Source organism: Streptomyces djakartensis (assembly GCF_014651075.1).
GTDB classification, from domain to species: domain Bacteria; phylum Actinomycetota; class Actinomycetes; order Streptomycetales; family Streptomycetaceae; genus Streptomyces; species Streptomyces djakartensis.
On record NZ_BMWE01000023.1, the window covers coordinates 1 to 25,170 of the forward strand.

At 72.3% G+C, this 25,170-nt stretch carries 23 protein-coding genes; 8 read left to right on the forward strand and 15 right to left on the reverse strand.

Annotation, left to right across the window (positions count from 1 at the left end; all coding sequences use genetic code 11):
• The 4 genes from IE212_RS29390 to IE212_RS29405 all read right to left on the reverse strand — a co-directional run.
• Positions 1–282, reverse strand: a 282-nt coding sequence (locus IE212_RS29390; RefSeq protein WP_190200997.1) for a 2-oxoglutarate dehydrogenase E1 subunit family protein, incomplete at its 3' end; no start/stop codon positions are given.
• Between the two features lie 281 nt (positions 283–563).
• Positions 564–1,676 (reverse strand): HAMP domain-containing sensor histidine kinase, encoded by a 1,113-nt coding sequence (locus tag IE212_RS29395; RefSeq protein ID WP_190200998.1) that lies wholly within the window; start codon positions 1,674–1,676, stop codon positions 564–566.
• Positions 1,673–2,413, reverse strand: coding sequence for a response regulator transcription factor (locus tag IE212_RS29400; protein ID WP_190200999.1), 741 nt, complete (start codon positions 2,411–2,413; stop codon positions 1,673–1,675). Before IE212_RS29400 ends, IE212_RS29395 begins: the two co-directional genes overlap by 4 nt.
• 135 nt (positions 2,414–2,548) lie before the next feature.
• Positions 2,549–3,226 (reverse strand): spermidine synthase family protein, encoded by a 678-nt coding sequence (locus IE212_RS29405; RefSeq protein WP_190201000.1) that lies wholly within the window; start codon positions 3,224–3,226, stop codon positions 2,549–2,551.
• Positions 3,227–3,373: 147 nt separating this feature from the next.
• Here IE212_RS29405 and IE212_RS29410 point away from each other — a divergent pair, with 147 nt between their 5' ends.
• Complete coding sequence (locus IE212_RS29410; RefSeq protein WP_229864632.1) at positions 3,374–4,342, forward strand: rhomboid-like protein; 969 nt, start codon at positions 3,374–3,376, stop codon at positions 4,340–4,342.
• Here the strand turns inward: IE212_RS29410 and IE212_RS29415 are convergent.
• On the reverse strand, positions 4,277–4,939 hold the full coding sequence (locus tag IE212_RS29415) for a GNAT family N-acetyltransferase (protein ID WP_190201001.1): 663 nt from the start codon (positions 4,937–4,939) through the stop codon (positions 4,277–4,279). The genes IE212_RS29410 and IE212_RS29415 overlap by 66 nt on opposite strands.
• Positions 4,940–5,126: 187 nt before the next feature.
• Here IE212_RS29415 and lon point away from each other — a divergent pair, with 187 nt between their 5' ends.
• Both lon and IE212_RS29425 read left to right on the forward strand, forming a co-directional pair.
• Positions 5,127–7,541, forward strand: a complete 2,415-nt coding sequence (gene lon, locus IE212_RS29420; RefSeq protein WP_190201002.1) for an endopeptidase La — start codon at positions 5,127–5,129, stop codon at positions 7,539–7,541.
• 189 nt (positions 7,542–7,730) lie between these two features.
• Positions 7,731–8,222, forward strand: a complete 492-nt coding sequence (locus IE212_RS29425) for a MarR family winged helix-turn-helix transcriptional regulator (RefSeq protein ID WP_190201003.1) — start codon at positions 7,731–7,733, stop codon at positions 8,220–8,222.
• A gap of 81 nt (positions 8,223–8,303) precedes the next feature.
• Here the strand turns inward: IE212_RS29425 and IE212_RS29430 are convergent, their stop codons facing one another.
• Positions 8,304–9,089 carry a protein phosphatase 2C domain-containing protein gene (locus tag IE212_RS29430; RefSeq protein ID WP_190201004.1) on the reverse strand — a complete coding sequence of 262 codons (786 nt, stop codon included), beginning with the start codon at positions 9,087–9,089 and terminating at the stop codon, positions 8,304–8,306.
• Positions 9,090–9,459: 370 nt separating this feature from the next.
• Here IE212_RS29430 and IE212_RS29435 point away from each other — a divergent pair, with 370 nt between their 5' ends.
• From IE212_RS29435 to IE212_RS29455, 5 genes are read left to right on the forward strand one after another with little or no spacing between them, the layout of a single operon-like run.
• Positions 9,460–12,891: a sensor histidine kinase gene (locus IE212_RS29435; protein ID WP_190201005.1), complete on the forward strand. Its 3,432-nt coding sequence runs from the start codon at positions 9,460–9,462 to the stop codon at positions 12,889–12,891.
• Positions 12,888–13,412, forward strand: a complete 525-nt coding sequence (locus tag IE212_RS29440) for a roadblock/LC7 domain-containing protein (protein WP_190201006.1) — start codon at positions 12,888–12,890, stop codon at positions 13,410–13,412. The genes IE212_RS29435 and IE212_RS29440 overlap by 4 nt, the downstream gene beginning before the upstream one ends.
• Positions 13,409–13,831 (forward strand): DUF742 domain-containing protein, encoded by a 423-nt coding sequence (locus tag IE212_RS29445; RefSeq protein ID WP_010040346.1) that lies wholly within the window; start codon positions 13,409–13,411, stop codon positions 13,829–13,831. The genes IE212_RS29440 and IE212_RS29445 overlap by 4 nt, the downstream gene beginning before the upstream one ends.
• Positions 13,812–14,459, forward strand: coding sequence for a GTP-binding protein (locus tag IE212_RS29450; protein WP_190201007.1), 648 nt, complete (start codon positions 13,812–13,814; stop codon positions 14,457–14,459). The genes IE212_RS29445 and IE212_RS29450 overlap by 20 nt, the downstream gene beginning before the upstream one ends.
• Before the next feature lie 13 nt (positions 14,460–14,472).
• Positions 14,473–15,735 carry a styrene monooxygenase/indole monooxygenase family protein gene (locus tag IE212_RS29455; RefSeq protein ID WP_190201008.1) on the forward strand — a complete coding sequence of 421 codons (1,263 nt, stop codon included), beginning with the start codon at positions 14,473–14,475 and terminating at the stop codon, positions 15,733–15,735.
• On the opposite strand, the gene IE212_RS29460 is transcribed toward IE212_RS29455, so the two are convergent.
• The 9 genes from IE212_RS29460 to IE212_RS29500 form a co-directional block, all read right to left on the reverse strand.
• A complete protein-coding gene (locus tag IE212_RS29460) occupies positions 15,699–16,883 on the reverse strand; it encodes a C40 family peptidase (protein ID WP_190201009.1) in 1,185 nt (394 codons plus the stop codon). The two genes, IE212_RS29455 and IE212_RS29460, sit on opposite strands and share 37 nt — an antisense overlap.
• A 106-nt stretch (positions 16,884–16,989) precedes the next feature.
• Complete coding sequence (locus IE212_RS29465; RefSeq protein ID WP_190201010.1) at positions 16,990–17,289, reverse strand: DUF8847 domain-containing protein; 300 nt, start codon at positions 17,287–17,289, stop codon at positions 16,990–16,992.
• 10 nt (positions 17,290–17,299) lie between these two features.
• On the reverse strand, positions 17,300–17,953 hold the full coding sequence (locus IE212_RS29470; RefSeq protein WP_190201011.1) for a TetR/AcrR family transcriptional regulator: 654 nt from the start codon (positions 17,951–17,953) through the stop codon (positions 17,300–17,302).
• Positions 17,954–18,346: 393 nt separating this feature from the next.
• Positions 18,347–19,285 carry an AurF N-oxygenase family protein gene (locus IE212_RS29475; protein WP_190201012.1) on the reverse strand — a complete coding sequence of 313 codons (939 nt, stop codon included), beginning with the start codon at positions 19,283–19,285 and terminating at the stop codon, positions 18,347–18,349.
• 164 nt (positions 19,286–19,449) lie between these two features.
• Positions 19,450–19,959: a DUF3291 domain-containing protein gene (locus IE212_RS29480; RefSeq protein WP_190201013.1), complete on the reverse strand. Its 510-nt coding sequence runs from the start codon at positions 19,957–19,959 to the stop codon at positions 19,450–19,452.
• Between the two features lie 44 nt (positions 19,960–20,003).
• Positions 20,004–21,479, reverse strand: a complete 1,476-nt coding sequence (locus IE212_RS29485; protein ID WP_190201014.1) for a penicillin-binding transpeptidase domain-containing protein — start codon at positions 21,477–21,479, stop codon at positions 20,004–20,006.
• On the reverse strand, positions 21,476–22,840 hold the full coding sequence (locus IE212_RS29490) for an FtsW/RodA/SpoVE family cell cycle protein (RefSeq protein ID WP_190201015.1): 1,365 nt from the start codon (positions 22,838–22,840) through the stop codon (positions 21,476–21,478). The genes IE212_RS29485 and IE212_RS29490 overlap by 4 nt, the downstream gene beginning before the upstream one ends.
• A gap of 110 nt (positions 22,841–22,950) precedes the next feature.
• On the reverse strand, positions 22,951–24,204 hold the full coding sequence (locus IE212_RS29495; RefSeq protein ID WP_190201016.1) for an ATP-binding protein: 1,254 nt from the start codon (positions 24,202–24,204) through the stop codon (positions 22,951–22,953).
• Complete coding sequence (locus IE212_RS29500) at positions 24,201–24,971, reverse strand: hypothetical protein (RefSeq protein ID WP_190201017.1); 771 nt, start codon at positions 24,969–24,971, stop codon at positions 24,201–24,203. Before IE212_RS29500 ends, IE212_RS29495 begins: the two co-directional genes overlap by 4 nt.
• Positions 24,972–25,170 lie beyond the last annotated feature (199 nt).

A 25,170-nucleotide genomic window follows, 5' to 3' on the forward strand; every position in this document is an offset into this window, starting at 1 on the left:
GGGGGCCTGGGCCGGGGCGGCCTGCGCGGCCGGCTGAGCGGTGGTGGTCCCGGCGGCCCCCGCGGCCGCGGTACCCGCCGGAGCCGGGACGGCGGCCGCCCCGGGCTTGTAGTCGGCGAAGAAGTCCCACCAGGCTCGGTCTACCGAGTTCGGGTCCTGGAGGTACTGCTGATAGATCTCGTCGACGAGCCACTCGTTGGCACCGAACGACGCTGCGGGATTCTTCCCCGCTTGGTCGGTGTCGGTCGAGATGCTCGAGTTACTGGGGGACTGTGGCGACACGGCGGCAACCGCCCTCTTCCGCTTCACAAGATGATGGACAGCGGGAATCAAGGCTACGCCTCCCTGACCGTGAAGGTCAGGTCGGGCCCGTTCATCGTCGTGTAAGTCACATCGCGAACCGCGTTTCAGGGCTTGAAATGGCGGGAAACAAGCGTAGTTCCGCTTCAGGAGGGAAGGGCGGGGCAGGGCCCGGTACGCCGATGGCGCGGGCCTGTGCCTGATCACACGTGTCCGTCAGCGCGGACGCCCGTGGATCTTGTGGCTCCGCTTCGAACTTTACGTCAACTTGGCACAGAAGGCAGTCCCGGAAGAGTGACAAGGATCCGGCAACCTCGCTCGGATTCGGCCACTCCGATCCTGCCTCCGTGCAGATCCACCGCCCAGCGGGCGATCGCCAGGCCCAGCCCCGTGCCGCCGTCGCTGCCCGGCCCCTGCGGCCGCTTGGCACTGCCGCGGTTGAACCGCTCGAAGACGCGGTGCCACTCCGACTTCGGAATGCCGGGGCCCTCGTCCAGGACCTCCAGCTCCAGTGACTCCGGCAGCGCGCCGCGCCGCGCCTTGACCGTCACCCGGCCGTGCGGCGGGCTGTGCTTGACCGCGTTGTCGATGAGGTTGGCGACGACCTGGTGGATGCGCTCCGGGTCCGCGTGCGCGGTCAACTCCGGTGGGTGGACGTCGAGGTGCAGATGAACGTCCGTACGGGTGTGACTGCCCGAGCCGGTGGCGATGCCCGCGCGCACCGAGGCGACCATGTTGGCCTCCTTCAGCACCCCCGACAGATACGGCCACACCTCGAAGCGCCGCTGTTTCAGCGGTACGACGCCGTTGTCCAGGCGGGACAGGTCCAGCAGCGTCTCCACCAGCCGGCCGAGCCGCTCGGTCTGCTTCAGCGCCGTGCGCATCGTCTCCGGGTCGGCCTGCGTGACACCGTCGACGATGTTCTCCAGCACCGCGCGCAGCCCCGCGATGGGCGTGCGCAGCTCGTGCGAGACATTCGCCACCAGTTCCTTGCGCTGCCGGTCCTGGGCCTCCAGCTCGTCGGCCATGGCGTTGATCGTCACGGCCAGTTCGCCCATCTCGTCACGGCGGTTCTCGCGCGTCCGGCGGGTGTAGTCGCCCTGCGAGATGGAACGCGCCACCGCCGTCATCTCGTCCAGCGGCGCGGTGAGCGAATGGGCCACGAACTGCGTGATGAGCAGCGTGGCGATCATCGAGAAGACCGTGATGAAGCGCAGCTCGGTCTTGGTGTGCACCGCGATCACCGACAGCCCCGTGGTGATCAGCACCGAGATGACGACCAGCGCGCCCAGCTTGGTCTTGATCGAGAAGGGACTCACTCCGCCCCAGGGTTCCGGGTCCCCGGGGCCTCGCCGTGCGGCCGGCCCGCCGCTCATGGCGTCGGGGTCTCCAGGGCGTAACCCACGCCGTGCACCGTACGGATCCGCTCGGCGCCGATCTTCCGGCGCAGCGCCTTGATGTGGCTGTCGACCGTGCGTGTGCCGGAGGCGTCGGCCCAGTCCCAGACCTCGGCGAGCAGCTGCTCGCGCGAGAGCACCGCACGCGGGGTGTTCGCCAGGCAGACCAGCAGGTCGAACTCGGTGGGCGTGAGGTGAACGTCCTCACTGCGCACCCGGACCCGGCGCTGCGCGTGGTCGATCTCCAGCTCGCCGAGGCGCAGGATGCCGCTGCGCGGCGTCGCGGCGGCGATCGCGGCCCGTTCCACCCGGCGCAGCAGCACGTGCACACGTGCCGCCAGCTCCCGCATCGAGAACGGCTTCGTCATGTAGTCGTCGGCGCCGACCCCGAGTCCGACCAGCATGTCGGTCTCGTCGTCGCGCGCGGTGAGCATCATCACCGGCACCGGCCGGGCTGCCTGCACGCGGCGGCAGACCTCCAGACCGTCGAAGCCGGGCAGCATGATGTCGAGGATCAGCAGGTCGGGCTGCCAGGCCTCGGCCGTGTCGACCGCGGCCGGACCGTCGCCCGCCGTTTGCACGAGGAATCCCTCGGCGCGCATACGGGTCGCGATGGCGTCCACGATCGTGGCGTCGTCCTCGACGACGAGAACCCGACGCTGTGCGCCCGGAGTAGCCGTCGCCGAACCGTTGTGGGAGGTGTGTGTCTGCTCCATCGCCCGCCCCTGGGGTGTGCTTTCCGGAATCAGTGGGGTGATTCCTTCTGACTGGCTGTGCCTGCGCATGGTTGCGATTGACGCTTGAATGATCGGCGTCAGAGGAGCAGCGTACGGGGAGGCAGTACGCCTTTGCTATCCAGGGCTGATAGCGAGGTGCACGACGTCGGGAGCGCCCCGGGCAACCGGGATCTCTTCGGTACGCACCTGCTGGAACCCGGCATTCCGCAAGGTTTCCTCGAATTGCGGAGAGGGCTGGGCGGACCAGACGGCGAGAACCCCTCCGGGCCTCAACACCCGTGCGCAGCTTGCCAGTCCGGCCTCACGGTAGAGATTTCCGTTGCCCTCCGTGACCGTCCATCCGGGGCCGTTGTCGATGTCGAGACACAGGGCGTCGAACGTGTCGGATGTCTCATTGACGTAGGCCACCAGATCGGCTTCGACGATATGTGCGCGCGGGTCGGCCAGGGCCCGGGCGGAGATCGCGGAGAGCGGGCCGTCCTGATGCCACTCGACGATCGCCCGCTCGCGTTCCACCACCGTGATCCGTCCCCAGCGAGGGTCCGCCGCCGCGTGTGCCAGCGAGAAGCCGACGCCGAGCCCGCCGATCAGCACGTCGGGGTCGGTCCGGCCGGCCAGGGCGTCCAGTGCCGCGTCGACCAGCCGCCGCTCCGAACGCCCGTCGGAGGTGTCCATCAGGAAGCAGCCGTTCGCGATGATCTCCAGTCGGCCGCCGTGCCGCCGCAGCACGACCTCGCCGTGCGGGCCCTCGCGACGGTCCAGTACGTGGGGAATGTCGTTCGAGGTGGGCATGGGGGCATCCTGACAGGCGTGGACGGCGCGGCGCGAAGGATTTCCGCCCGGCCATGAGGTCGCTGTGAACCGGCTTTCGTGTGGCGCCCGTCGCGGACAGCGGGACGGGCGGCGAAGGCTGTGACATGACGGAAGGAGCGCCCCGCCGTGGACCGCACCGCACCGGCCGGTGAGACGGCCGGCCCGACGCCGCCGCACGCGCCCGGGTCCGAGATGTCCGGGCTGCTGGACGGGGTGCCGGGGCCACGGACCCGCCGGGCGGACGGCTCCGGGGCCGACGCCGTTTCCACGGCCCCGGGGCCGGTGGACGGCACGCCGCGGGCGTCCCCGGTCGGGCGCCCGGGCGAGTCGGCCGGCAGGGACGTACGGGAACCGGCGGGCGCCGTCGCCCCGGCGCGGACGTCGCGGTTCCGGCACGGGCTCGATGCGTCACGGCCCTGGCTGCTGCTGCCGACCCCCACCAGCACGCCGTTCACGTTCGCATACGCGGCCCTGCTCTGTATGACCTCGCTGATCTCCGCCTACGCGGACCCCGCCCTCGTGCACGCCCTGCTGCAGGGCTCCAGCACCGATGTGGCGCACCTGGTGCGGGCGCCGGCGTTCGTGCTGGTCGGCAGTGCGCTGTGGGTGGCGGGCGGGGTGACGTCGCCGTTCGTCATCGGTTTCGTGCTCGTGTTGACCGCGCTGGAGCGTCGGATCGGGGGCCTGTCGACGGCCGGCGTCTTCCTGCTCGGTCATGTCCTGGCCACCCTGGCGACCGAGGTCCCGGTGGGGCTCGCGGTGCTGGCCGGGCACCTGCCCGACAGTTCGCTGCACCGCCTCGACTACGGCGTCAGCTTCGGTGTCGCCGCCGGCACCGGCGCGCTGGCCGGTCTGCTGCCGCTCTGGCAGCGCGTTCCGCTGCTGGCCGCCTTCGGCGGGATGCTGCTCCGGGATCTGCTCGCCCTCGGCGACCCGATGACGGACTGGGGGCATCTGATCGCCCTGGCCATCGGGGTCGCGACCTGGCCGGTGGTCCGGCGGTGGCGGGTGCCGCGGGCCGACGGGGCGTCAGGACGGGGCAGCGGTGGTGTGCCGGGCGCTGGTGAGCGGCGCCACGACCTGCCAGCCGAGTGACGCGTAGAGCCGCCGGCCCGCGGGGGTCCCGGCCAGGACGCCGGTCCGGGCGCCCTGCCGGGCGGCGGCGTCCTGCAGGGTCCGCATGACGAGCCTGCCGAGCCCTCTGCGGCGGTGCTCGGGGGTCGTCTCGATCTGGTCCGCCACCGCGGTCGCCCCCGTGGGGGCGATCTGGCCGCGCGCCGCCAGAGAGCCGTCGGGCGCGGCGATCAGTACCCGGGTCACCCCGCCGCGCGACCAGCGGCGCATCCGGTAGCCGGGTGGCACCTCGGTGACGTCCGGAGCGTCGTCCGTGGTCAGCGGGACGGTCATCAGATAACCGGGCTCGGGATCGATCCACCAGCTGTCGTCCAGCCAGCGGGCGACCACCGCCGGATCCCGGAACGCCTTCAGCCACACTCCGTCGCCGGTGACCGCGCCGGCCGTCTTGCGGACAGTGGCCTCGTCGAGCCCGTCCCCGGTCGCGCCGAACACATGCCGGGTCACATGGCCGATCGCCCCCACGTCGATCGTGCAGCCCCACGCCTCGGCCACCGGCGGAGCCGCCCCGCGGGAGACCACCCACCCGTCCACCCATGCCCGCACGGTCTCGTCCATGCCATCCCCCCGCAAAGCGCTTGTAATAACCTCATGCGGCATTCGCCCATTACTTTGAGGGACTCTACGCGCTCCTGCGCTCCCGATGTGACCCGTGATCGCTGACAGCGAACGGCCCTCGGGGAACATTCGCCGGGCCCTGCGCATTGAGTCGGCATAGCTCAACTTGACTGCCGAAGGGGAGATCATGGCTTCGACGTCCACACCGCTCACCCTGCCCGTTCTGCCGCTCGACGACGAGGTCGTGCTGCCCGGGATGGTGGTCCCGCTGGACCTGAGCGACAACGAGGTCCGGGCCGCGGTGGAGGCCGCCCAGGCCGCTGCCCGGACAACACCCGGAAAGCCCCGGGTACTCCTGGTGCCGCGCATCGACGGGACGTACGCGAACACCGGCGTGCTCGGCACCGTCGAGCAGGTGGGCCGGCTGGCCGACGGCGACCCGGGCGCGCTGATCCGCGGCCGGGGCCGAGTGAGGATCGGTGCGGGGACCACGGGCCCCGGCGCTGCCCTCTGGGTCGAGGGCACCAGCGTCGACGAGACCGTCCCGGAGCCGCTGCCCGGGCAAGTGACGGACCTGGTCAAGGAGTACAAGGCGCTCGCCACCGCCTGGCTGCGCAAGCGCGGCGCCTGGCAGGTCGTCGACCGGGTCCAGGCCATCGACGACGTGTCGGCGCTCGCCGACAACTCCGGCTACTCGCCGTTCCTCACCACCGAGCAGAAGGTGGAACTCCTGGAGACCGCCGACCCGGTGGTCCGTCTCAAGCTCGCCACCCAGCAGCTGCGCGACCACCTCGCCGAACAGGACGTGGCCGAGTCCATCGCCAAGGACGTCCAGGAGGGCGTCGACAAGCAGCAGCGCGAGTTCCTGCTGCGGCGTCAGCTGGAAGCGGTCCGCAAGGAGTTGCGCGAGCTGAACGGCGAGCAGGAGGGCGAGGAGTCCGACGACTACCGCGCCCGCGTGGAGGCCGCCGACCTGCCCGAGAAGGTCCGCGAGGCCGCGCTCAAGGAGGTCGACAAGCTGGAGCGGTCCTCCGACCAGTCACCCGAGGGCTCCTGGATCCGCACCTGGCTCGACACGGTCCTGGAGATGCCGTGGAACGAGCGCACCGAGGACGCCTACGACATCCAGGGAGCCCAGGCCGTCCTCGACGCGGAGCACGCCGGCCTGGACGACGTGAAGGAGCGGATCACCGAGTACCTGGCGGTGCGCAAGCGGCGCGGCGACCGCGGGCTCGGCGTCGTCGGCGGGCGCCGCGGAGGCGCCGTGCTCGCGCTCGTGGGGCCGCCCGGCGTCGGCAAGACCAGCCTGGGCGAGTCCGTCGCCCACGCCATGGGGCGGAAGTTCGTGCGCGTGGCCCTCGGCGGCGTCCGTGACGAGGCCGAGATCCGCGGCCACCGGCGGACCTACGTCGGTGCCATGCCCGGCCGGGTCGTCCGCGCCATCAAGGAGGCCGGGTCCATGAACCCGGTCGTCCTGCTCGACGAGATCGACAAGGTGGGCTCGGACTTCCGGGGCGACCCGGCCGCGGCCCTGCTCGAGGTGCTCGACCCGGCGCAGAACCACACCTTCCGGGACCACTACCTGGAGGTCGAGCTGGACCTGTCGGACGTGGTCTTCCTCGCCACCGCCAACGTCCTGGAGGCCATCCCCGAGGCCCTGGCCGACCGCATGGAGGTCGTCCGCCTGGACGGCTACACCGAGGACGAGAAGGTCGTCATCGCCCGCGACCACCTGCTCCCGCGGCAGCTGGAGCGGGCCGGGCTCGACCAGGACGAGGTGGCCATCGACGAGGGAGCCCTGCGCAAGCTCGCCGGTGAGTACACGCGCGAGGCGGGCGTGCGCAACCTGGAGCGGTCCGTCGCACGGCTGCTGCGCAAGGTCGCGGCCCAGCACGAGCTGGGCGAGCGGGAGCTGCCCTTCACCGTCCGCGACGAGGACCTGCGCTCTCTGATCGGCCGGCCGCACCACGTGCCCGAGTCCGCCCAGGACCCGGCCGAGCGCCGGACCTCCGTGCCGGGCGTGGCGACGGGCCTCGCGGTGACGGGCGCCGGTGGTGACGTGCTGTACGTGGAGGCGTCGCTGGCCGACCCGGAGACGGGTGCCGCGGGGCTGACCCTGACCGGTCAGCTGGGCGACGTGATGAAGGAGTCCGCGCAGATCGCGCTGAGCTTCCTGCGCTCCCACGGCGCCGAGCTCGAACTGCCGGTGGCCGACCTGAAGGACCGGGGCGTGCACATCCACTTCCCGGCGGGCGCGGTCCCCAAGGACGGCCCCAGCGCCGGCATCACGATGACCACCGCCCTGGCCTCGCTGCTCTCCGGCCGCCTGGTGCGCACGGACGTGGCGATGACCGGCGAGGTCTCGCTGACCGGCCGGGTCCTGCCGATCGGCGGCGTGAAGCAGAAGCTGCTCGCCGCGCACCGGGCGGGGGTCACCACCGTGATCATCCCCAAGCGCAACGAACCCGACCTGGACGACGTCCCGGCGGAGGTGCTGGACAAGCTCGACGTCCACGCCGTCACCGACGTCCGCCAGGTCCTGGAGCTGGCGCTCGCCCCCGCCACCGCGGGTGTGGCGCCGGAGGTTCCGGTGGCCGCGTGACGGAGGTCATCGGATGAGGAAGGCCCGGGCCCCGTGAGGGAGGCCCGGGCCTTCACCGTGTGGCCGCCCTGTGCAACGGGAACGGCCTGGCCTGCGGAATACTTGCCGAGCTGCGGCGACGGCGGCAGGTGGCGGAGAATTCCAGGTACCGGGATCGGGTACCGGGCGAGAACCGAGGCAGGGGCTGACGTGCACGAGGAAGGCAACGACGCCGGACACCGGGATGCCGGTCCGGCCGGGAGCGGGGTGGACCAGCCCGCGTTCCTCGCGTTGGAGCGGGAGCTGACCGTGCTGCTGCGGCGCGCCCGGGCCAGCCAGGGCGAGATGGCCCGGGAGGTCCATCCCGACCTCGAGTCGTCCGCGTACGGCATCCTCGTCCGGCTGGACGAGTACGGCGGGCAGCGGGCCACCGAGCTCGCCGCCTACATCGGCGTCGGCAAGGCCACGATGTCCCGCCAGTTGCGCGCCCTGGAGGAGCTCGGCCTGGTCGCCCGCGAGCCCGACCCCGCCGACGGCCGCGCCTGGCTCGTCGCCCTCACCCAGGAGGGCCACGACCGTGTCCGCCGGGTGCGTGAGGCCCGCCGCGCCCGCTACGCCGGCCGCCTCGCCGACTGGGACACCGGCGCGGTGACGGAACTGGCCCGGCTGCTGCACCAGCTCAACCGCAGCATGGAGAAGTAGTCCCGAAGCAGCTTTGAAGCAGCTTTGAAGCAGCTCTGAGCAGCTCTGAAGCAGCTCCGGAAACGCGCCCGGCGCCGGTCGTCAGAACTCTACGAAGACCACCGTCGCGTCGTCGTGCGTCTTGCTCCGGCCCAGGAAGGTCCTGGCCGTGTCCGCCCTTTCCAGTGTCCGGACCCGGTCCACCAGTGCCTGCGGTCCCTCCTTGCGGACGAGCTGGAAGCAGTCCGCCCAGTCGCCCTCCCCGAAGCGTTCCACCCAGCGCGCGGCTCCGTCCGTGAGCACGGTCAGCGCGCGGACCTCCCGGCGGGGCACGGTCCCGGTCACCGCCCGCGCGGACACCCCGGGGTCGGCGGCGGCCGTGAAGAAACCGCCTTCCCGGTTGCGGACCGTGGAGTCCACCAGCGCGTCCGTGGCCAGCGCGGAGCGGGGCAGCAGGGACAGGCGGTCGTCCAGGACCGGCGTCACCACGCCGTCCGGCGACTCCACGAGGAGAGCGGAGTCGGACAGAACCAGGTACTCGACCGTCTCGGGGGACCAGCGGGCCACGACCACCGTGGCCTGAGGCGTACGCGGGTGAGAAAGATCACAGGTTGAGGCATGCGCCTCGGCGGTACGCGCGATGGCGAGGGACAAGGCGTCGGCCAGGGGGGTATCCGGGAGTGAAACGGTCAGTTCGGTCAGGGCTCCCCCGAGGCGGGCCGTGAACCAGGGGACGGAATGCAGACACCCCGTCCCGTTCTTCGGCGGCGTGACCCCGTCCAGGACGACGACCGAACCACCCTGTCCGGAGGCCGGTAGTCCGACACTCGCGAAGTCCTCGTTGGGGCGGTCCGCGTCTCCGGGCTCCGAAACGAGTTCAGTACGCATCCAGCCAGTCTGCACGAGCCCTTCACAAAGTCCGCAAGGGGCTGGCAATGGTCGCCGGACCCGCGCAGTCGCGCAGGTCAGACGCCCCGTTTTGGGTGGAATGATTTGTTCCGGGAAGGCGTGGTGGCGAATACTGCCACCGCCCGCCCCCGGCGTCCAACCGGCGTACTGCGCAAGGCCCCTGCAAGGGCCGGCGGAACTTGCCCCTCAACTCCCCTCCGGGGTTCACTCCTTCGAGTGGCGGGTCAGGTGATGCGCGCGTGCGCTGCCCACCGGCGCTGGGAGGGTCGGGAAGCGCACCTGGAGTACGCGTCAGTTGACGGAGCGTCATCCGGGCCCATGAGTTCACGAGTCAGGAATGCGAGCACCGGTGCAGAAGACGCGGCCTCGTCGCACAGGCAAGCAGACGGCCCCCGTTCAGGGCGCTGAGCCGACGCCCCCCACCGGCAAGGGCCGCCCCACCCATGTACGCAACCGGCTCATCGTCGCGGTGGCCGTGGTCGCCGCGGCCATAGCCGGTGCCGGTACCCCGTCGGTCCTCGCCGCCTCCGGGCAACTCCACGACTCGCAGGAGCTCGTGACGCTCGCCGGGCAGACGCAGGACGCCCTCGCCCTCGCGCACTCCCTCGCCGACGAGCGCGACGACGTCACCTCCTTCATCGCGGCCGGCCGGCCCAAGTCCAAGGCGCCCTCGGAGCAGCACAGCGCCCGCGTGGACCGGCAGGTGGGGGAACTGCGGGCGGACACCGACACGCCCGCCGCGCTCCGCTCGGACCTCGACGACATAGCCGCCATCCGCCGAGCGGCGCTCACCGGCAAGAGCAGCGCCCTCGAAGCACACCAGGCGTACTCCGCCGTCATCACGGAGCTCCACCGGCTCGCCGAACAGCTGGCAGAGCAGACGCCGCCCCGCGCCGGCTCCGGCAGCCACGCCCTGGCCGAACTGGACTCCGCGGTCCAGCAGGCCGCCGCCGCCCGGGGCCTGCTGCTCGCCGCCCTCAGCGTGCCGCGCGGCACCGACACGGTCATCGACCCCGTCACCGGCCTGCCGGCCGAGACGTCCACCTCCTCGGACGCCGACGCCCGGCAGCGCGACGCCCTGAGCGCCGCCGCCCAGCAGGCCCGGCTGCGCTCGGACGCGGCCCTGGCCGACTTCCGCGCCACCGCCCCCAAGGCGGCCCGCACCTCGTTCGACAACACGGTCACCGGCACCGAGGTCAACTCCGCTGAGAAGTACCTCGCCACCCTGACCGACCAGCCGAGCCTGTCCGGCGGCGAACTCTCCACCGGCACCAAGAAGCTGGACGCGGCCCTGTCCGCCCGCGTCGACGTGATGCGCGGCGTGGAGTCCGCCCTCTACGACCGCCGCACCAACGACCTGGAGGCGCTGCGCGACGACGACGTCACCGCGCTGGAGATCCGCGTCGCCGTCCTCGGCGCCCTCATGCTGCTCGCCGTCGGCGTCGCCACGGGCATGGCGCGCAGCCTCACGCGCCCCCTCGCGGTCCTGCGCCTGGGCTCCAAGCGCCTGGCCGAGGCCGAGGAACCGGCGGCCGAGGAGCCGGTGAAGTTCACCGGCCGCAACGACGAGTTCGCCCAGGTCGTCCGCTCCGTCAACGCCCTGCACGCGCACGCCGCCGCCCTCACCGAGCGGATCACCACGCTGGAGGCAGACCGCAAGCACCTCGTCGGCCAGCGCCAGAAGATGGCCGACGCCCGCGAGGAACTGCGCGGCGAACTCGCCGAGTCCGCCGCCCAGCTGGAGCGGCTGCGCACCGCCATCGGCGGCACCTTCGTCAACCTCGCCCTGCGCACCCTCGGCCTGGTCGAGCGGCAACTGGCCGTCATCGAGAACCTGGAGGAGCGCGAGCAGGACCCGGAGCGCCTCGCCACGCTCTTCAAACTCGACCACTTCGCGACGGTCATGCGCCGGCACAGCGAGAACCTCCTGGTCCTGGCCGGCACCGAGCACGTCCAGCACGCGGCCGGGCCCGTGCCGCTCGTGGATGTCGTCCGCGCCGCGGTCAGCGAGATCGAGCGGTACGAGCGGGTGCGGATCGCCGCGCTGCCACCGCACGCGCACATCGCCGGGTTCGCCGCGGACGACCTCTCCCACCTGCTGGCCGAACTCATGGAGAACGCCACCTCGTTCTCCCCGCCGGACCTGCCCGTCGAGATCTCCGGCTGGCTGCTGGAGAACGGCGAGGTCATGCTCTCCGTCCTGGACGAGGGCATCGGCATGACCGAGGAGCGGCTGGAGCGGCTGAACACCCGCCTCACCGACTTCGACCCGGAGGCGCCGTACGACCAGGAGGGCGAGGACGGTCTCGGCCTCGGACTCTACGTCGTGGCCCGCCTCGCCCAGCGCCACGGCGTGCGGGTGCAGCTGCGCGAGCAGAAGCAGGGTGGTGTCGCGGCCGTCGTCGTCCTGCCCCGCTCCCTGCTCGCCGCCGCCCCGGCCGCCGCCGTCCCGGCGTCCGGCCCGGTCTCGGGCGCGGCGCCCGGCTTCTCCCTGCCCGGCGCCGACGCCGAGGCCAACTCCAACGTCCTGTACGGCCGCACGAGCAGCGGGGATCCCCTGGTCGCGGCCGCGGAGAAGGCGGTGCGGAGGGAAGAGACGGCTGGGGCGGCGGACTCTGCCGAGTCAGAGGGCACTGCCGTGGCTGAGGGGCTCTCGGAGCCCAGGGAGTACGCGGAGCCCGGGCAGGTCGCGGACACCACGGAGGCCGCCGGGCATCCGGAACAGACGGAGCAGGCGGGCCCCGCGGCCCCGGCAGGGACCGACCCGGCGGCCCCCTCCGGAGCCCGAACGCCGGCCGCCTGGCCGGAAGACAATCCGCCAGCCCCCGCGCAACCGGCCCCACCGGCCCCGACGAGCATCGCGCCGACCGCACCTGAGGAGTCCGGCCCGGCCGCCCCCGCGGATGCGGCCCTGGGTGGTCCGGAGGGTGTCGGGCCGATCGTGCCTGGGGTGTCGGACCCGGCTGCCCCCGCAGATTCGACCCTGGGTGGTCCGGAGGGTGTCGCGCCGACCGCACCTGGGGTGTCGGATTCGGCTGTTCCGGCGGATGCGGCCCGGAGTGGCCTGGCGGGCGTCGGGCCGATCGCGTCTGGGGAGTCCGACCCGGCTGCCCCCGCGGAACCGGCCGGGGCTGTCCCGGGGGGAATGGAACCGAGCGCACCCGAGGAATCCGGCCCGGCCGCCCCGGCGGATGCCGAAGGCCCGGCCGCCCCGGCGGAGACCCCCGCCGAGACCACGATGGAGCTGCTGATCCCGCTGCAGTCGGCGGAGTCGCCCGGGGCACCGCAGGGAGCGGCGGACATCGCGGCACCGCGGGAACCAGGCGGGGCCCCGCAGGGCGGGACGGAGCCGGCATGGCAGGCGGAGCCGCACCCTGCCCACCACGACCCCGCAGCCGCCGACGGCGAATCCGCCCCACAGGGGCCACCCGCACCCGGCGACGAAACCCGCACGGGGGGTGCGGGTGGGAACGACGACGCCGAAGGCGCAGCCGAGGCCGACGTCGAACACGAGCGCGTCACCGACAAGGGCCTGCCCAAGCGCACCCCGAAGATCACCGCTCCGACCACCGAGCCCCGCCGCCGCAGCGGCTCCGTCGACGCCGAAGCCCTCCGCCGCCGTCTGGGCGGCTTCCGCCAGGGCGCCCAGGCCGGCTACCGCGAGGTGGAGGCGGAGATCGCCGAGAAGACGGCCTCGCACAAGCGGCCGGCCACCGGCACATCTGGACCAGCTGTATCCGAAGAAGCCACGGGGGGCACAGTCGAGGAGGCAAGCAGTTGACCGCGCCCAGTACCTTCGGACTGATCGGACTGAGTAGTGAGGCCCGCAACCTGCACTGGCTGCTGACCAATCTCGTCGAGGAGGTACCCGGCATCCTCTCGGTCGCGGTCGTCTCCTCCGACGGACTGCTACTGCTGTCCTCGGACGACCACCGCAACCAGCAGGCCCGGCAGGCCCTCCACGCGGGCGGGACCCGACCGCGCGGCCCGCGCGGCTCCGCCGCCGACCTCGCCACGATCGTCTCCGGCATCGGCAGCCTCACCATCGGCGCCGCCAAGCTGATGGACTTCGGCGGCGTCAAGCACACGATGGTCGCGATGGACGAGGGCAGCCTGTTCGTGATGTCCATCAGCGACGGCTCGCTGCTCGGCGTCCACGGCTCCGCCGACTGCGACATGAGCGTGGTGGCGTACCACATGGCCCTGTTCGTCGGCCGCGCCGGACACGTCCTGACGCCCGAACTCCGCAGCGAACTCCGCAAATCCCTGGAGCATTCCCAGACGACGGGGAGGGCCCGATGAGCAGCACGCCCAAACAGCACCTCCCGGTCCGTGGCGGTGACCGCAAACCCGCCCGGGTCCGCCCCTACTCGCTCACCGGCGGCCGCACCCGCTTCGGCCACGTCCTCCTGGTGGAGACGTTCGTGGCGAGCACGGCCGCGCTGGACGCCCCGGAGGAGCGCAAGGAACTGACGAACGGCTCGCTGTCCACCCGGGTGATGCCGGAGCTGCGGGCCATCGTCGAACTGTGCCGCCGGATGCGTACGGTGGCCGAGATCGCCGCGCTGCTGAAGATGCCGCTCGGCGTGGTCCGCGTGCTCCTCAGCGACCTCGCGGACCAGGGAAAGATCCGTGTGTACGGAACGGGCACCGGCCACGGCACGGGCCGCCCGGACCGAGCTCTGCTGGAAAGGGTGCTGAGTGGACTCCGTCGTCTCTGACGCCGCTCACGGCGTCTCCGCTTCCTCCCCGTTCGTCCAGCCCGACGACGGCATGCACGCCTGGCAGACGGACCGCACCCGGGCCCCCATCGCCACGAAGATCGTGGTGGCGGGTGGCTTCGGGGTGGGCAAGACCACGCTGGTCACGGCCGTCTCGGAGATCACGCCCCTGCAGACCGAGGCGCTGATGACCGAGGCGAGCGAGGCCACCGACGACCTCACCGCCACGCCGGGCAAGTCCACCACCACCGTGGCCATGGACTTCGGGCGCATCACGCTCGACGACGACCTGGTGCTCTACCTGTTCGGCACGCCGGGCCAGCAGCGCTTCTGGTTCATGTGGGACGACATCGTGCGCGGAGCGATCGGCGCCGTCGTCCTGGCCGACACGCGCCGCCTGAAGGACTGCTTCCCGGTCCTGGACTACTTCGAGAGTTCGGGACTGCCGTACGTCGTCGCCGTGAACCACTTCGACGGCAGTGAGCGGTTCGAGCCGGAGGACGTGCGGGAGGCCCTGACCATCCCGCGGCACATACCTGTCATGATCATGGACGCGCGTCGCCGGATCTCCGTGATCGAGACCCTCCTGGCCCTGGTGGGCCACGCGCTCGACGAAACCCCCGAGTAGAGGACAACCCCGCATGCGGAAGATACTCGTCGTCGGAGCCGGTCAGTCCGGGCTCCAGATCGCTCTCGGCCTCCAGTCCCAGGGGTACGAGGTCACCCTGATGTCCAACCGGACGGCGGACGAGATCCGCACCGGCCGGGTCATGTCGACGCAGTGCATGTTCCACACGGCCCTGCAGCACGAGCGCGATCTCCAGCTGAACTTCTGGGAGTCCCAGGCCCCGAAGATCGAAGGACTCGGCGTCTCGGTCGCCGCGCCCGGCTCCTGGGCCGAGGGCCCCGCGGCCCGCGCGATCGACTGGCTGGGCCGGCTCGACGGGTACGCGCAGTCGGTCGACCAGCGCGTGAAGATGGCCGGCTGGATGGAGACGTTCGCGCAGCGCGGCGGCCAGCTCGTCATCCACGGCGCGGCCGTCGGCGACCTCGACTACTTCTCCCGTGCCTACGACCTGGTGCTCGTGGCGGCCGGCAAGGGCGAGCTGGTCCAGATGTTCGCGCGGGACCCGGAGCGGTCCCCGTACAGCGAGCCGCAGCGCGCGCTGGCCGTGTCGTACGTCCACGGCCTCGGCCCGCGCCCCGAGCACCCGGACACCGAAGGGGTCCGCTGCAACCTCGTGCCGGGTGTCGGCGAGCTGTTCGTGATGCCCACCCTGACCACGTCCGGCCGCGCGGACATCCTGTTCTGGGAGGGCATACCCGGCGGCCCGCTCGACGTCTTCAACGGCGTCAAGGACCCGGCGGAGCACCTCTCCCTGACCCTGGAACTCATGGAGCGGTACGTCCCCTGGGAGTACGCGCGGGCCACCAAGGTCGAGCTGACCGACGCGGGCGGCACGCTGGCCGGCCGCTACGCCCCCACCGTCCGCAACCCGGTCGGCCGCCTCCCCGGCGGCGGGCTCGTGCTGGGCGTGGCGGACGTCGTCGTGGCGAACGACCCGATCACCGGGCAGGGCTCCAACTCGGCGTCCAAGTGCGCCGCGGCCTACCTCTCCTCGATCGTCGAGCACGGCGACAAGCCGTTCGACGAGGAGTGGATGCGGGCCACCTTCGACCGCTACTGGAACACCGCCCAGCACGTCACCAAGTGGACCAACGCGATGCTCGCGCCGCCGCCGGAGCACATCCTGAACCTCATCGGTGCCGCCGGTGAACTCCAGCCGGTCGCCGACCGCTTCGCCAACGGCTTCAACGACCCTTCCGACTTCGAGAACTTCTTCTACGAGCCGGCGAAGGCGCAGGCCTACCTGGTCGAGGCGTCCGGCGCGGGCGCCGCGTAGCCCCCTTCCGGGTCGTACCCCTCGTCCGATCCGTCCGTGGCGCCCTCGGGGAGCTCCGGCGGCACGTACCGCCGCAGGGGCTTCCCGTCCGGGTCGGGGCGTACGGCGCCCAGGAGCGGGTTGGCCGCGATCGGTGACACCTTCACCTGCGCGCCCGGGCGGGGCGCCTGCACGACCATGCCGTCGCCGAGGTACAGCGCCACATGCGTGGCCTGAGGGAAGTACACGACCAGGTCTCCCGGGCGCAGCTCGGACAGCGGGACGGGCCTCAGCCGCTTCCACTGCTCCTGGCTGGTCCGGGGGATGGGTGTCCCGGCCTCGGCCCACGCCTGCGAGGTCAGCCCCGAGCAGTCGTACGACTTCGGGCCCTCGGCGCCCCACTCGTACGGCTTGCCGAGCTGCCGTACGGCGTAACGCACGGCCCTCTCGCCCTCGGCCGACGGCCGGCGTGCGCCGCTGAGCGCGCCGGACGCCATGAACCTCTCCTGCGCCCTTTGGGCCCCCATCCTCTCGAACTCGGCGAGGGCGGCGAGCTGGTCGCGGTTGAGGGAGGCGAGCAGTTCCTCGACCTCGCGCAGCCGCTCGCGGACCTCGTCCCGTTCCTTCTTCCGCCGCTCGGCGAGGGCGAGCTGCTCGTCGAGCGCCTCGCGGGCCTTGCGAGCCAGGTCGTGGGCCTTGCGCTCGCTGCCGGTCAGCCGGCCGATGATCGCGGCCCGCTCCCGCGCCAGCCGGCCGATCACATGGCCCTGGTCGACGGCGTGCTGCGGGTCCCGGGCCAGGAGCAGGCGCAGGTACGGGGAGAGGTCGGTGCTGCTCTGGTACTGCTGCCGGGCGAGCCGGCCGGCCGCTCCCCGGCTGTCGTGGAGGGAGAGCCGGGTGCGGGCGAGGTCGCGGTTCAGGCGGTCGGTCTCGGCCCGCTGCCTCCTCAGTGCCTCCTCGGTGGCGTTGTAGGCCTCGGTGGCCTTCTCCGCGTCCCGGTAGAATCGCTGAAGGTCCGTCAGGAGAGCGGCCATGGAGGCGGTGTCCCGTACGGGGCCGGGCCGCGGAACGGGAACGGGAACGGCCGTGGCGGGTACGGGCGCGAGGGCGGCTCCGGTCGCCGTCGCCGCGATGCAGACCAGAACCAGACGTGCGAGCCTTCCTGACATGGCGTCACCTCCGATGTGAGGGTGGCCGTTCGCCACCGGACACCGTGAGGATCGGGGGTGTGCGCGCGGTGTGCGCGCCAAGTGTGCGCGGTTCGGCGCAACGGAGTCACCCGTCGGCGTCGTCCGGCTTGCGGGGCGGCGTGGCGTCTGGCTTCGACCAGGGCCAGTTGAGCCGTCGGGTGGGGGCGCCCTCGGGGTCGTACTCGTACTTCCAGCGCTGGGTCAGTCCGACGCCGCCCTGCCGCCGGGGTACGCGGCGGTAGACCAGGACGGTGGGCGGTCCGCCCTGGGGGTCCGGGACCGGGATGCGGTACGTCTTGGGCGGGTGGCCGGTGATGCCGAGCAGGACGGGCAGGACCCTGCCGTCCATGGGGCCGCCCTCGAAGGGGATGTCTTCGCTCTTCACGCCATCAGTGTCAGACATCCTCGGTGAGCGCCTGGACCAGGGCGTCGGTCCGCGGGTCGCGGCGGGCGGTCACGCTCAGCATGGCCACGAACTGCTCGACGAGCCAGTCGCGCAGTTCCTCGGCCGGGGGCTGCTTGTCCTCGTCGAGCCAGATGAGCGACGAGGCCTCGACGGCGGTGATCCACATCCGGACGGTCATGCGCAGGCGGGGGCCGGGCTCGGTGACCTCGAGGTGCCGGAAGATGTGCTCGGCGGCGGCGCGGCGCACGCCGTCGACTATGGCGGTGGTGCGCGACGTCTCGACGACGCTGCCGCCCTGGAGGAGGGCGCTGAAGCCGGCGGCGTGCTGGTCGACGAAGGTGAGGTAGCGGTCGAGGGCCCGGGACAGGCGGGGGAGCAGGGGGCCCTCGAGGGGTTCGTCGAAGCAGTGCCGCAGCTCGTCGGCGGCCGAGCTGAGGGCTGCCTCGTACAGTTGCTGCTTGCCGCCGGGGAAGTACCGGTACACCAACGGCCGCGACACCCCGGCGGCCTCCGCCACGTCGTCCAGGGACACGTCCTCGGGGGCGCGGTGTGCGAAGAGGTCCAGCGCGGAGGTGAGGAGCTGACTGCGGCGTTCCTCGACGCTGAGTCGCCGGTAGGCGGGTGTTGGGGCGGATGGCGTCATGACCGGCAGCGTAACCGGGCCTTGGGGCCGGGTGTGCGTGCGTGCGTGCCGCTGGGTGGGGGGTCGGGGACGTGTCGGGGGGTGTCCGTCCTCGGAACGGCGCGATGGAGTCGGATACCGAGTGACTGTCCGTTGACGCGCCAACCGCTGCGGGCGGACACCCCCCGACACGTCCCCTTCCGTGCGTACGCGGCTGCCGGCCGTCCCAGCTGCGGGCAGTCGTGGCCGCCCTAGCTGCGGGCAGTCGTGCCGCTTGGGCGGCACGGGTGGGCGCAGCGGCACCTCGTCGCGCCGAGTTGCGCAACGCCCCGGCCCCAGCACCCACGCCGCGCACCCCGCAACGCCGGGCTGAGCAACCCCCGGCGTGCTTCAGAGTCGACGGCGGTGATGCCGCTATGCCAGCAGCCCCGATGACTTCCACAGTCGCCGCCCGGCACCCCTCAGTACTCCGATGTCGTCGAGGAAATCCGTCAGGCGCCTGGAGCCGTTCCGCATGACCTCGCGGCGGTGGCCGCTGGCCCGTACCTGGGCGACGGCCTCACGTTTGTCCAGGCCGACGTTGGTGTAGACCTCGGGGTTCACGAACGCCACGGAGAAGACCCGGGCGAACTCGCCGGAGGTGATGCGGGTGAACTCCTGGGACCACCGGGGGGCCGTCACCATCTGGCGGCGCAGTTCCTCGCGGGCGTAGCGCACGTGACGGGCCTCCTCGATGACGTGGATGCGGGTGACGCCCCGGATGAGGGGCTGGACCCGCTCGTCGGGGAACGTCAGGCGCTGCATCCAGTCGAGGACCTCCTCCCCGAGCAGGGTGGCCGTGAAGGAACCGGGCGTGGTGGAGATGGTCTTGAAGAGGCGGCCGAGACGGTGGTGGACGCGGCTGACCGGGTACCAGGGCGTGCCGCCGTGGGATATCAGCCGGGCGAACATCTTGGAGTGGCGGCACTCGTCCTCGATCTCGGTGAGCGCGTAGCGGACGTGGGCGCTCGTCGCCGCCTTGTCGTAGACGTGCCGGACCAGCAGCTGCATGAGGATGATCTCGAACCAGATGCCGAGGGAGGCCAGGGCCGCCGCCTCGTGCCGGGAGAGGATGATGCGCTGCTCCTCGCTCATCCGCTTCCAGAGCGGGGTGTCGTAGAGCGACACCAGCTCCGGGGGCCAGAACCACTTGCCCTCCTCGAAGGGCGCGTCCCAGTCCAGTTCCCGGTCCGGGTCGAAGGAGTGCCTGGCGGAGGAGTCGAGCAGCCGCTGGGCCACCTGTTCCCGGTCCTTGAGCAGGCCCAGGGCATCGCGCAGGCCGTCCAGCGCGTCGGCTTGTGTCGGGGTCGTCATGGCTGCCCACCTCGTTGTGCACACGTCATCGCCCCCTTATGAGACTGCTTGTCAGCAAGCCCGTCAAGCCTCCGCGCGGGACTCTCTGCGGGGCCGGCGTCTTCCACGGCAGGATCGGGCCGACGGGTTCCGCTCCCCGCCGGCACCGACATCGGCCGCCGCCGCTACACCGAACAGCCCAGCCCCTCCGGCACCTCGCCGAGCAGCGGCGTCGCCCCCTGGGGCGGGAACGAGGTGCGCAGGGTGAAGGCGTACGGGGTCGGGCCGTGGGCGCGCAGGTGGAGCAGCCGGGATTCCGCTTCGGCGACCGTGGGGCGGTGGCCCGCCGGGACCCACCAGAGGGTGGCCATGGCCTCCTGGACGCGCTCGAACCACTCACGGCGGCGGGCGAGCATCTCCCGGTGCCTGCCCTGGTACATGAACGCGGTCAGGGCGTCGGTGTCACGCCACACCGACATGTTGATGATGAGCCAGGAGTCACCGAAGACCGAGATGTCCGTGGCGTCACCGTTGTCGTCCTGCAGGCGCCAGACGAAGCCGTCGGCCGCGTCGGCGTCCGCGTTCACCGGGTCGAGGCTGTCGACGAAGTCCTTCAGCAGCGGGGTGTCCAGCGGGGCCTTGAGGCGGGCGATGTTGACCTGGGCGAGTTCGTACGCGGTGGCGGTCTGAGTCATGACCGAACGTTAGGTCGGGAGTTCGCTGTCGTGGTAGGCCCGTCTCACTGACTGGGCGTCCGTTCCCGGGAGTTGAGTACCGCCTTCATCACCGCTCGCGCGATCGGCGCCGCGTCGCCGCCGCTGATGTGTCCGCGGTCCGACCGCGCGTCCTCCAGGACCACGGCGACCGCCACCCGCGGGGCGGGCTCGTGGTCGCCCTGCGCCCAGGAGACGAACCAGGCGTACGGCGTTCCGGAGTTGCCGAGGCCGTGCTGGGCCGTGCCGGTCTTGCCTCCCACCTTGGCGCCGCGGATCGCCGCTTTGCGTCCCGTGCCGTTCCTGACCGCGTCCCGCATCAGTGCCCGCAGCCGTACGGCCGTCGAGGGGGACATCGCCTGGCGGGCCGGGCGTGAACCGGCTGCCGCGAGGGTGCTGCCGCCCGGCCGGGTCGTCCGCTCCACCAGATAGGGCTCGCGCACCTGACCGCCGTCCGCGACGGCCGCCGCGACCATCGCCATCTGCAGTGGCGTGGCGCGTGTGTTGTACTGGCCGATCGACGACAGGGCGAGCTGGGCCAGGTCGAGCGATGTGTCGAAGGTGGACCGGGCCACCGGGAAAGGGATGTGCGTCCCGCCGTTGTCGAAGCCGAAGGCGCGTGCCGTCCGCGTCATGTCCCGCGCGCCCACGTCCACGCCGAGCTTCGCGAACACCGTGTTGCAGGAGAACGTGAAGGCCTCGCGAAGCGAGGCGTCCGCGCAGCCCTTTGACTCGTTCACCAGCCGTGTCCTCGTTCCGGGCAGCGTGTAGGGGTCCGGGGAGTCGGTCGGCGCGTCCAGGTTCCTGACCACGCCGGCGTCCAGCGCGGCTGCCGCGGTGACGATCTTGAAGGTGGAGCCCGGTGGATACGTCTGCCGTACCGCCCGGTTCAGCATCGGACGGTCCGGGTCGGCGGTCAGCCGCGCCCACGCCCTGGACGCCGCGGTCCCGTTGCCGGACAGCGGCTGGGGGTCGTAGGACGGGGCGGAGAACAGGGCCAGGATCCGGCCGGTCGACGGCTCAAGCGCCGCCAGCGCGCCCTTGCGCCCGGCCAGCCCCCGGTACGCCGCCCGTTGCGCGGCCGGGTCGAGGGTCGTCACGACGTCGCCGCCCCGGTACGGCGCCCGGGCGAAGTCGCTCCACAGCGGGAACGGCGCCAGCATCGGGTGCGTGCCGGACAGTACGGCGTCCTCGGCGTCCTCCAGGAGCGTCGTCCCGTACAGCTGGGAGGCGAAGCCGGTGACCGGCGCGTACAACGGGCCGTTCGCGTAGGTCCGTTCGTAGCGGAGGTGCTCGCGGGTGTCCTCCGAGCCGGTGACGGCCCGGCCGCCGACCAGGATGTCGCCGCGCGGCTGCGCGTACCGGGCGATGTCCGGCCGCCGGTTGGCGGGGTTGCCCTCGTACGCCGGGGCCCGCACGACCTGGACGAGGGCGGCGTTCAGCAACAGGGCCGCCAGCAGCAGGGCGCAGAAGAACCCGGCGTGCCGGATGTGCCGCGTCACCGGGCGTCCTGCCCGTCGTGCTGACGGCGCGCCGAGTCGCTCACCCGGACCAGCAGCGCCACGATCGCCCAGTTGGTGACCACCGAGGAGCCGCCCTGCGCCAGGAACGGCATCGCCATGCCGGTCAGCGGGATCAGGCCGGTCACGCCACCCGCGATCACGAACACCTGGAGCGACACGAGTGAGGCGAGGCCGACCGCGAGCAGCCGGCCGAAGGGCTCGCGCAGCGCCAGGCCCGCCCGGAAGCCGCGCTCCACCAGCAGGCCGTAGAGGAGGAAGATCGCGGACAGGCCGGCGAAGCCGAGTTCCTCGCCCGCCGTGGCCAGGATGAAGTCCGACTTCACGGCGAAGCCGATGAGGACCGAGTGGCCGAGCCCCAGGCCGGTGCCGAGGACGCCGCCCTCCGCGAAGGCGAACAGTGACTGCGCGAGCTGGTTCGCGCCCTCGCCCGCCTCGATGGAGCTGAACGGGTGCCGCCACGTCTCGATCCTGCTGTGCACGTGCGGCTCCAGCCGGCCCACGGCGACCGCCCCCAGCGCGGCGAGCAGCAGGCCGACGGCGATCCAGCCGGTGCGGCCGGTCGCGACGTAGAGGAGAACCACGAACAGCCCGAAGAAGAGCAGCGACGTGCCGAGGTCGCGTTCCAGCACCAGGACGCAGACGCTCACCAGCCAGACGGCGACGATCGGGCCCAGGACCCGGCCGGTGGGCAGCTGGAGCTTCCAGACGCGGCGGCCGGTGTAGGCCAGCGCGCTGCGGTTCGCGGCCAGGTACGCGGCGAAGAACACCGCCAGCAGCACCTTCGCGAACTCGCCCGGCTGGATGGAGAATCCGGCGATCCGGATCCAGATGCGGGCGCCGTTCACCGCCGGGAACAGGATCGGAAGGGTGAGCAGCGCGAGCGCGGCGACGACGCAGACGTACGCGTAGCGCTGGAGCACCCGGTGGTCGCGCAGCAGCAGGACGACCAGGATGAACAGGGCCACGCCCAGTGTCGACCAGATCAGTTGGGCCGGTGCCGCCCGGTCGCCCGGGGTCTCCAGGTCGAGCCGGTAGATGAGCACCAGGCCGACTCCGTTGAGCAGCACGCCGATGGGCAGCGGCAGGGGGTCCGCGTACGGCGCCCGCAGGCGCACCGCCAGATGGGCCAGCAGGGCGAGCACGCCGAGCCCGGCGCCGTAGCCCGCGGCGCCGGGCGGGAGAGTGCCGTGCTGGGCGAGGCCGACGGCGCAGTAGCCGTACACGGACAGCAGTACGGCCAGGACGATGAGGGCGAGTTCGACGCCGCGGCGCCGGGGGAGGTGGCGGGCGGCGGGTGCGGGCGGGTCCGCCGTCGCCACGGTGATTCCGGCGTTACTCATGTCCGGAATCTACCTAAACGGGATGTGTGGGGTGCTGTGGTCCGCCCGAGTGTCAGCACCGGCGTGGTGTGCGGTCGACGGGCCCGGGGGCCTGGCTGGGGCGCTGGGGCCTATTGCGCCGTCAGCCTCAGCGTGGCCACGGCCCCACCGTCCGCCGCGTTCGCGAACTCCAGCCGCGCCCCCAGCACCTCCGCCTGCCCCGCCGCGATGGTCAGCCCCAGCCCATGCCCCTTCGCGCCCCCCTCCGTGCGGAACCGCTGCGGCCCGTGCGCCACGAGGTACTCCGGGAAACCGTCCCCGTGATCGCGAACGGTGACCACCGGCCCGTCCACGGTCAGCACGACCGGGCCCCGCCCGTGCCGGTGCGCGTTCACCACGAGGTTCCCCAGCACCCGCTCCAGCCGCCGCCGGTCCGTCTCCACACGCACATCCTGTACCACCCTGACCTCCGTGCCGCTCCCTGTACCCCGCACCACCCGTTCGGCCAGCGGCCCCAGCTGCTCGGTGTCCAGCTCGAGCCGCTCCCGGCCGGTGTCCAGCCGGGAGATCTCGAGCAGGTCCTCCGTGAGGGTGCGCAGCGCCGCGACCCGGTCCCGCACCAGCTCCGTCGGGCGGCCCGGCGGCAGCAGCTCGGCCGCCGCGTGCAGCCCGGTCAGGGGGGTGCGCAGCTCGTGCGCCACGTCCGCCGTGAACCGCTGCTCGGCGAGCAGCTTGCTCTGCAACGACGACGCCATGGAGTCCAGCGCCGACGCGACCGCGGCCACCTCGTCCTGGGGGCGCGAGGGGTCCTTCGCGCGCCGCCGCGCACCCGGGTCGTTCACGCGTGCGTCCAGGTCGCCCGCGCTGATCCGCCGGGCCACCCGCGCCGTGCCGTGCAGCCGTCGCGTCACCCGTGTCACCGCGAACGCGCCGACCAGCAGCGTCGCCCCGATCGCCAGCCCCGACGACCAGAGGATCGCCCGGTCCAGGCCCTCGATGGTGCGCGCCTGCTGGGAGTAGTCGACCGCCACCGCCAGTGCCCGTCGGCCGTCGGCGGGGCCGGCCGCCCACATGGTGGGGCGTCCGGCGAGGTCGGCGACCATGGTGCCGCGCTTCCCGGCGACCGCCATCTCCCGCAGCTGCCGGGGCAGGCCCGGGGGGTCCAGACCGGCACTGAGCCTGAGCGGATCCCCGGCCTCGTACCGCTCCGTCGCCGTCGCCAGCCGTTGCAGCGCCTGGTCGCGTGCCTGGTCGACGGTCTGGTTCGTCACCTGCACATGCACCAGGACGCCGAGCAGCGCGGCCAGGGCGCAGCACATCACCGTGATGAACGCGGCGGCCTTCACGGCGAGCGTCCCCGACCACCGGGGGAGGGAGGGTCTCATCCGGTGCCCGCCGAGGGGGAGACGGATGGGGCGACGGACGGGGAGGGCGAGCCGGAGGGGCGGCGGGAGTGGTGCCGCGGGCCGGTGGGCAGCATCTCGTCGTGGGTGAGGAGCATGGCCCGCTGGTCGGGGTCCCAGGTCCACTGCAGGCGGTACTCGTACCCCGCGACCTCCGAGGGCGAGCGGATGACGAGGGAGCGTCCGGCCAGCTCGACGCCGCTCAGCGCGTCCTCCCAGGCCATGACCTGCGTGAGCCGGTGTTTCTCGACGGTGTAGACGCGCACGGCGGTGGTCTTGCCGGGCAGCAGCGGGAAGCCGAGGGCCAGGTCGTCGCGCCCGTCGCCGGTCAGGTCCCGGTAGTACGGCCTGAGGACCGGGCACCGTCCGTGTCCGGGCCCCTTGCCGCAGTCGGCCACCCGCCGGGCCGTGTCGCGGTAGGGCGCCTTGTCACCCTCGTAGTCACCCGGATGCGCGGCGATCTCGGCCCGGACGATGCCGACCGGGTCCACGCCGCGGATGTCGTCGTCGCGGGGGACGGTGACGCCCTTGACCACCTCGGTGTTCACCTCGCCGATCTCGAAGGCGGGACTGGACGCCGGTGTGAGTTCCGGCCAGAGCCGGGCCGGACCGATCGCCGTAGGCGTGGCGCCGGCGCCCTCCAGCCCACCGGCGTCACCGCAGCCGGCGGCGGAGCCCAGCAGGAGGGCGAGCGCTGCGGTGCGGCGGGCGGCTCTTCCGAGGCGGCTTCGGGGGCGGCGGGCGGGCACTGGACTCCTGCTGTTCGAGGATGATCACGCCTCTCGGGCCGAGCGGCGGCCCCGCCCACCTTATTCGCGGGGAAATCCCATTTGCGCACGAGGGAGCCCTTCGCCTTCACGCGGGAGGGAGCCGGTCGCCCATGCGGGCCGGGGAGCCCGTCGCCTTCACGTGTGAGGGAGCCCGTCGCCTTCACGCGGAGGGAGCCCG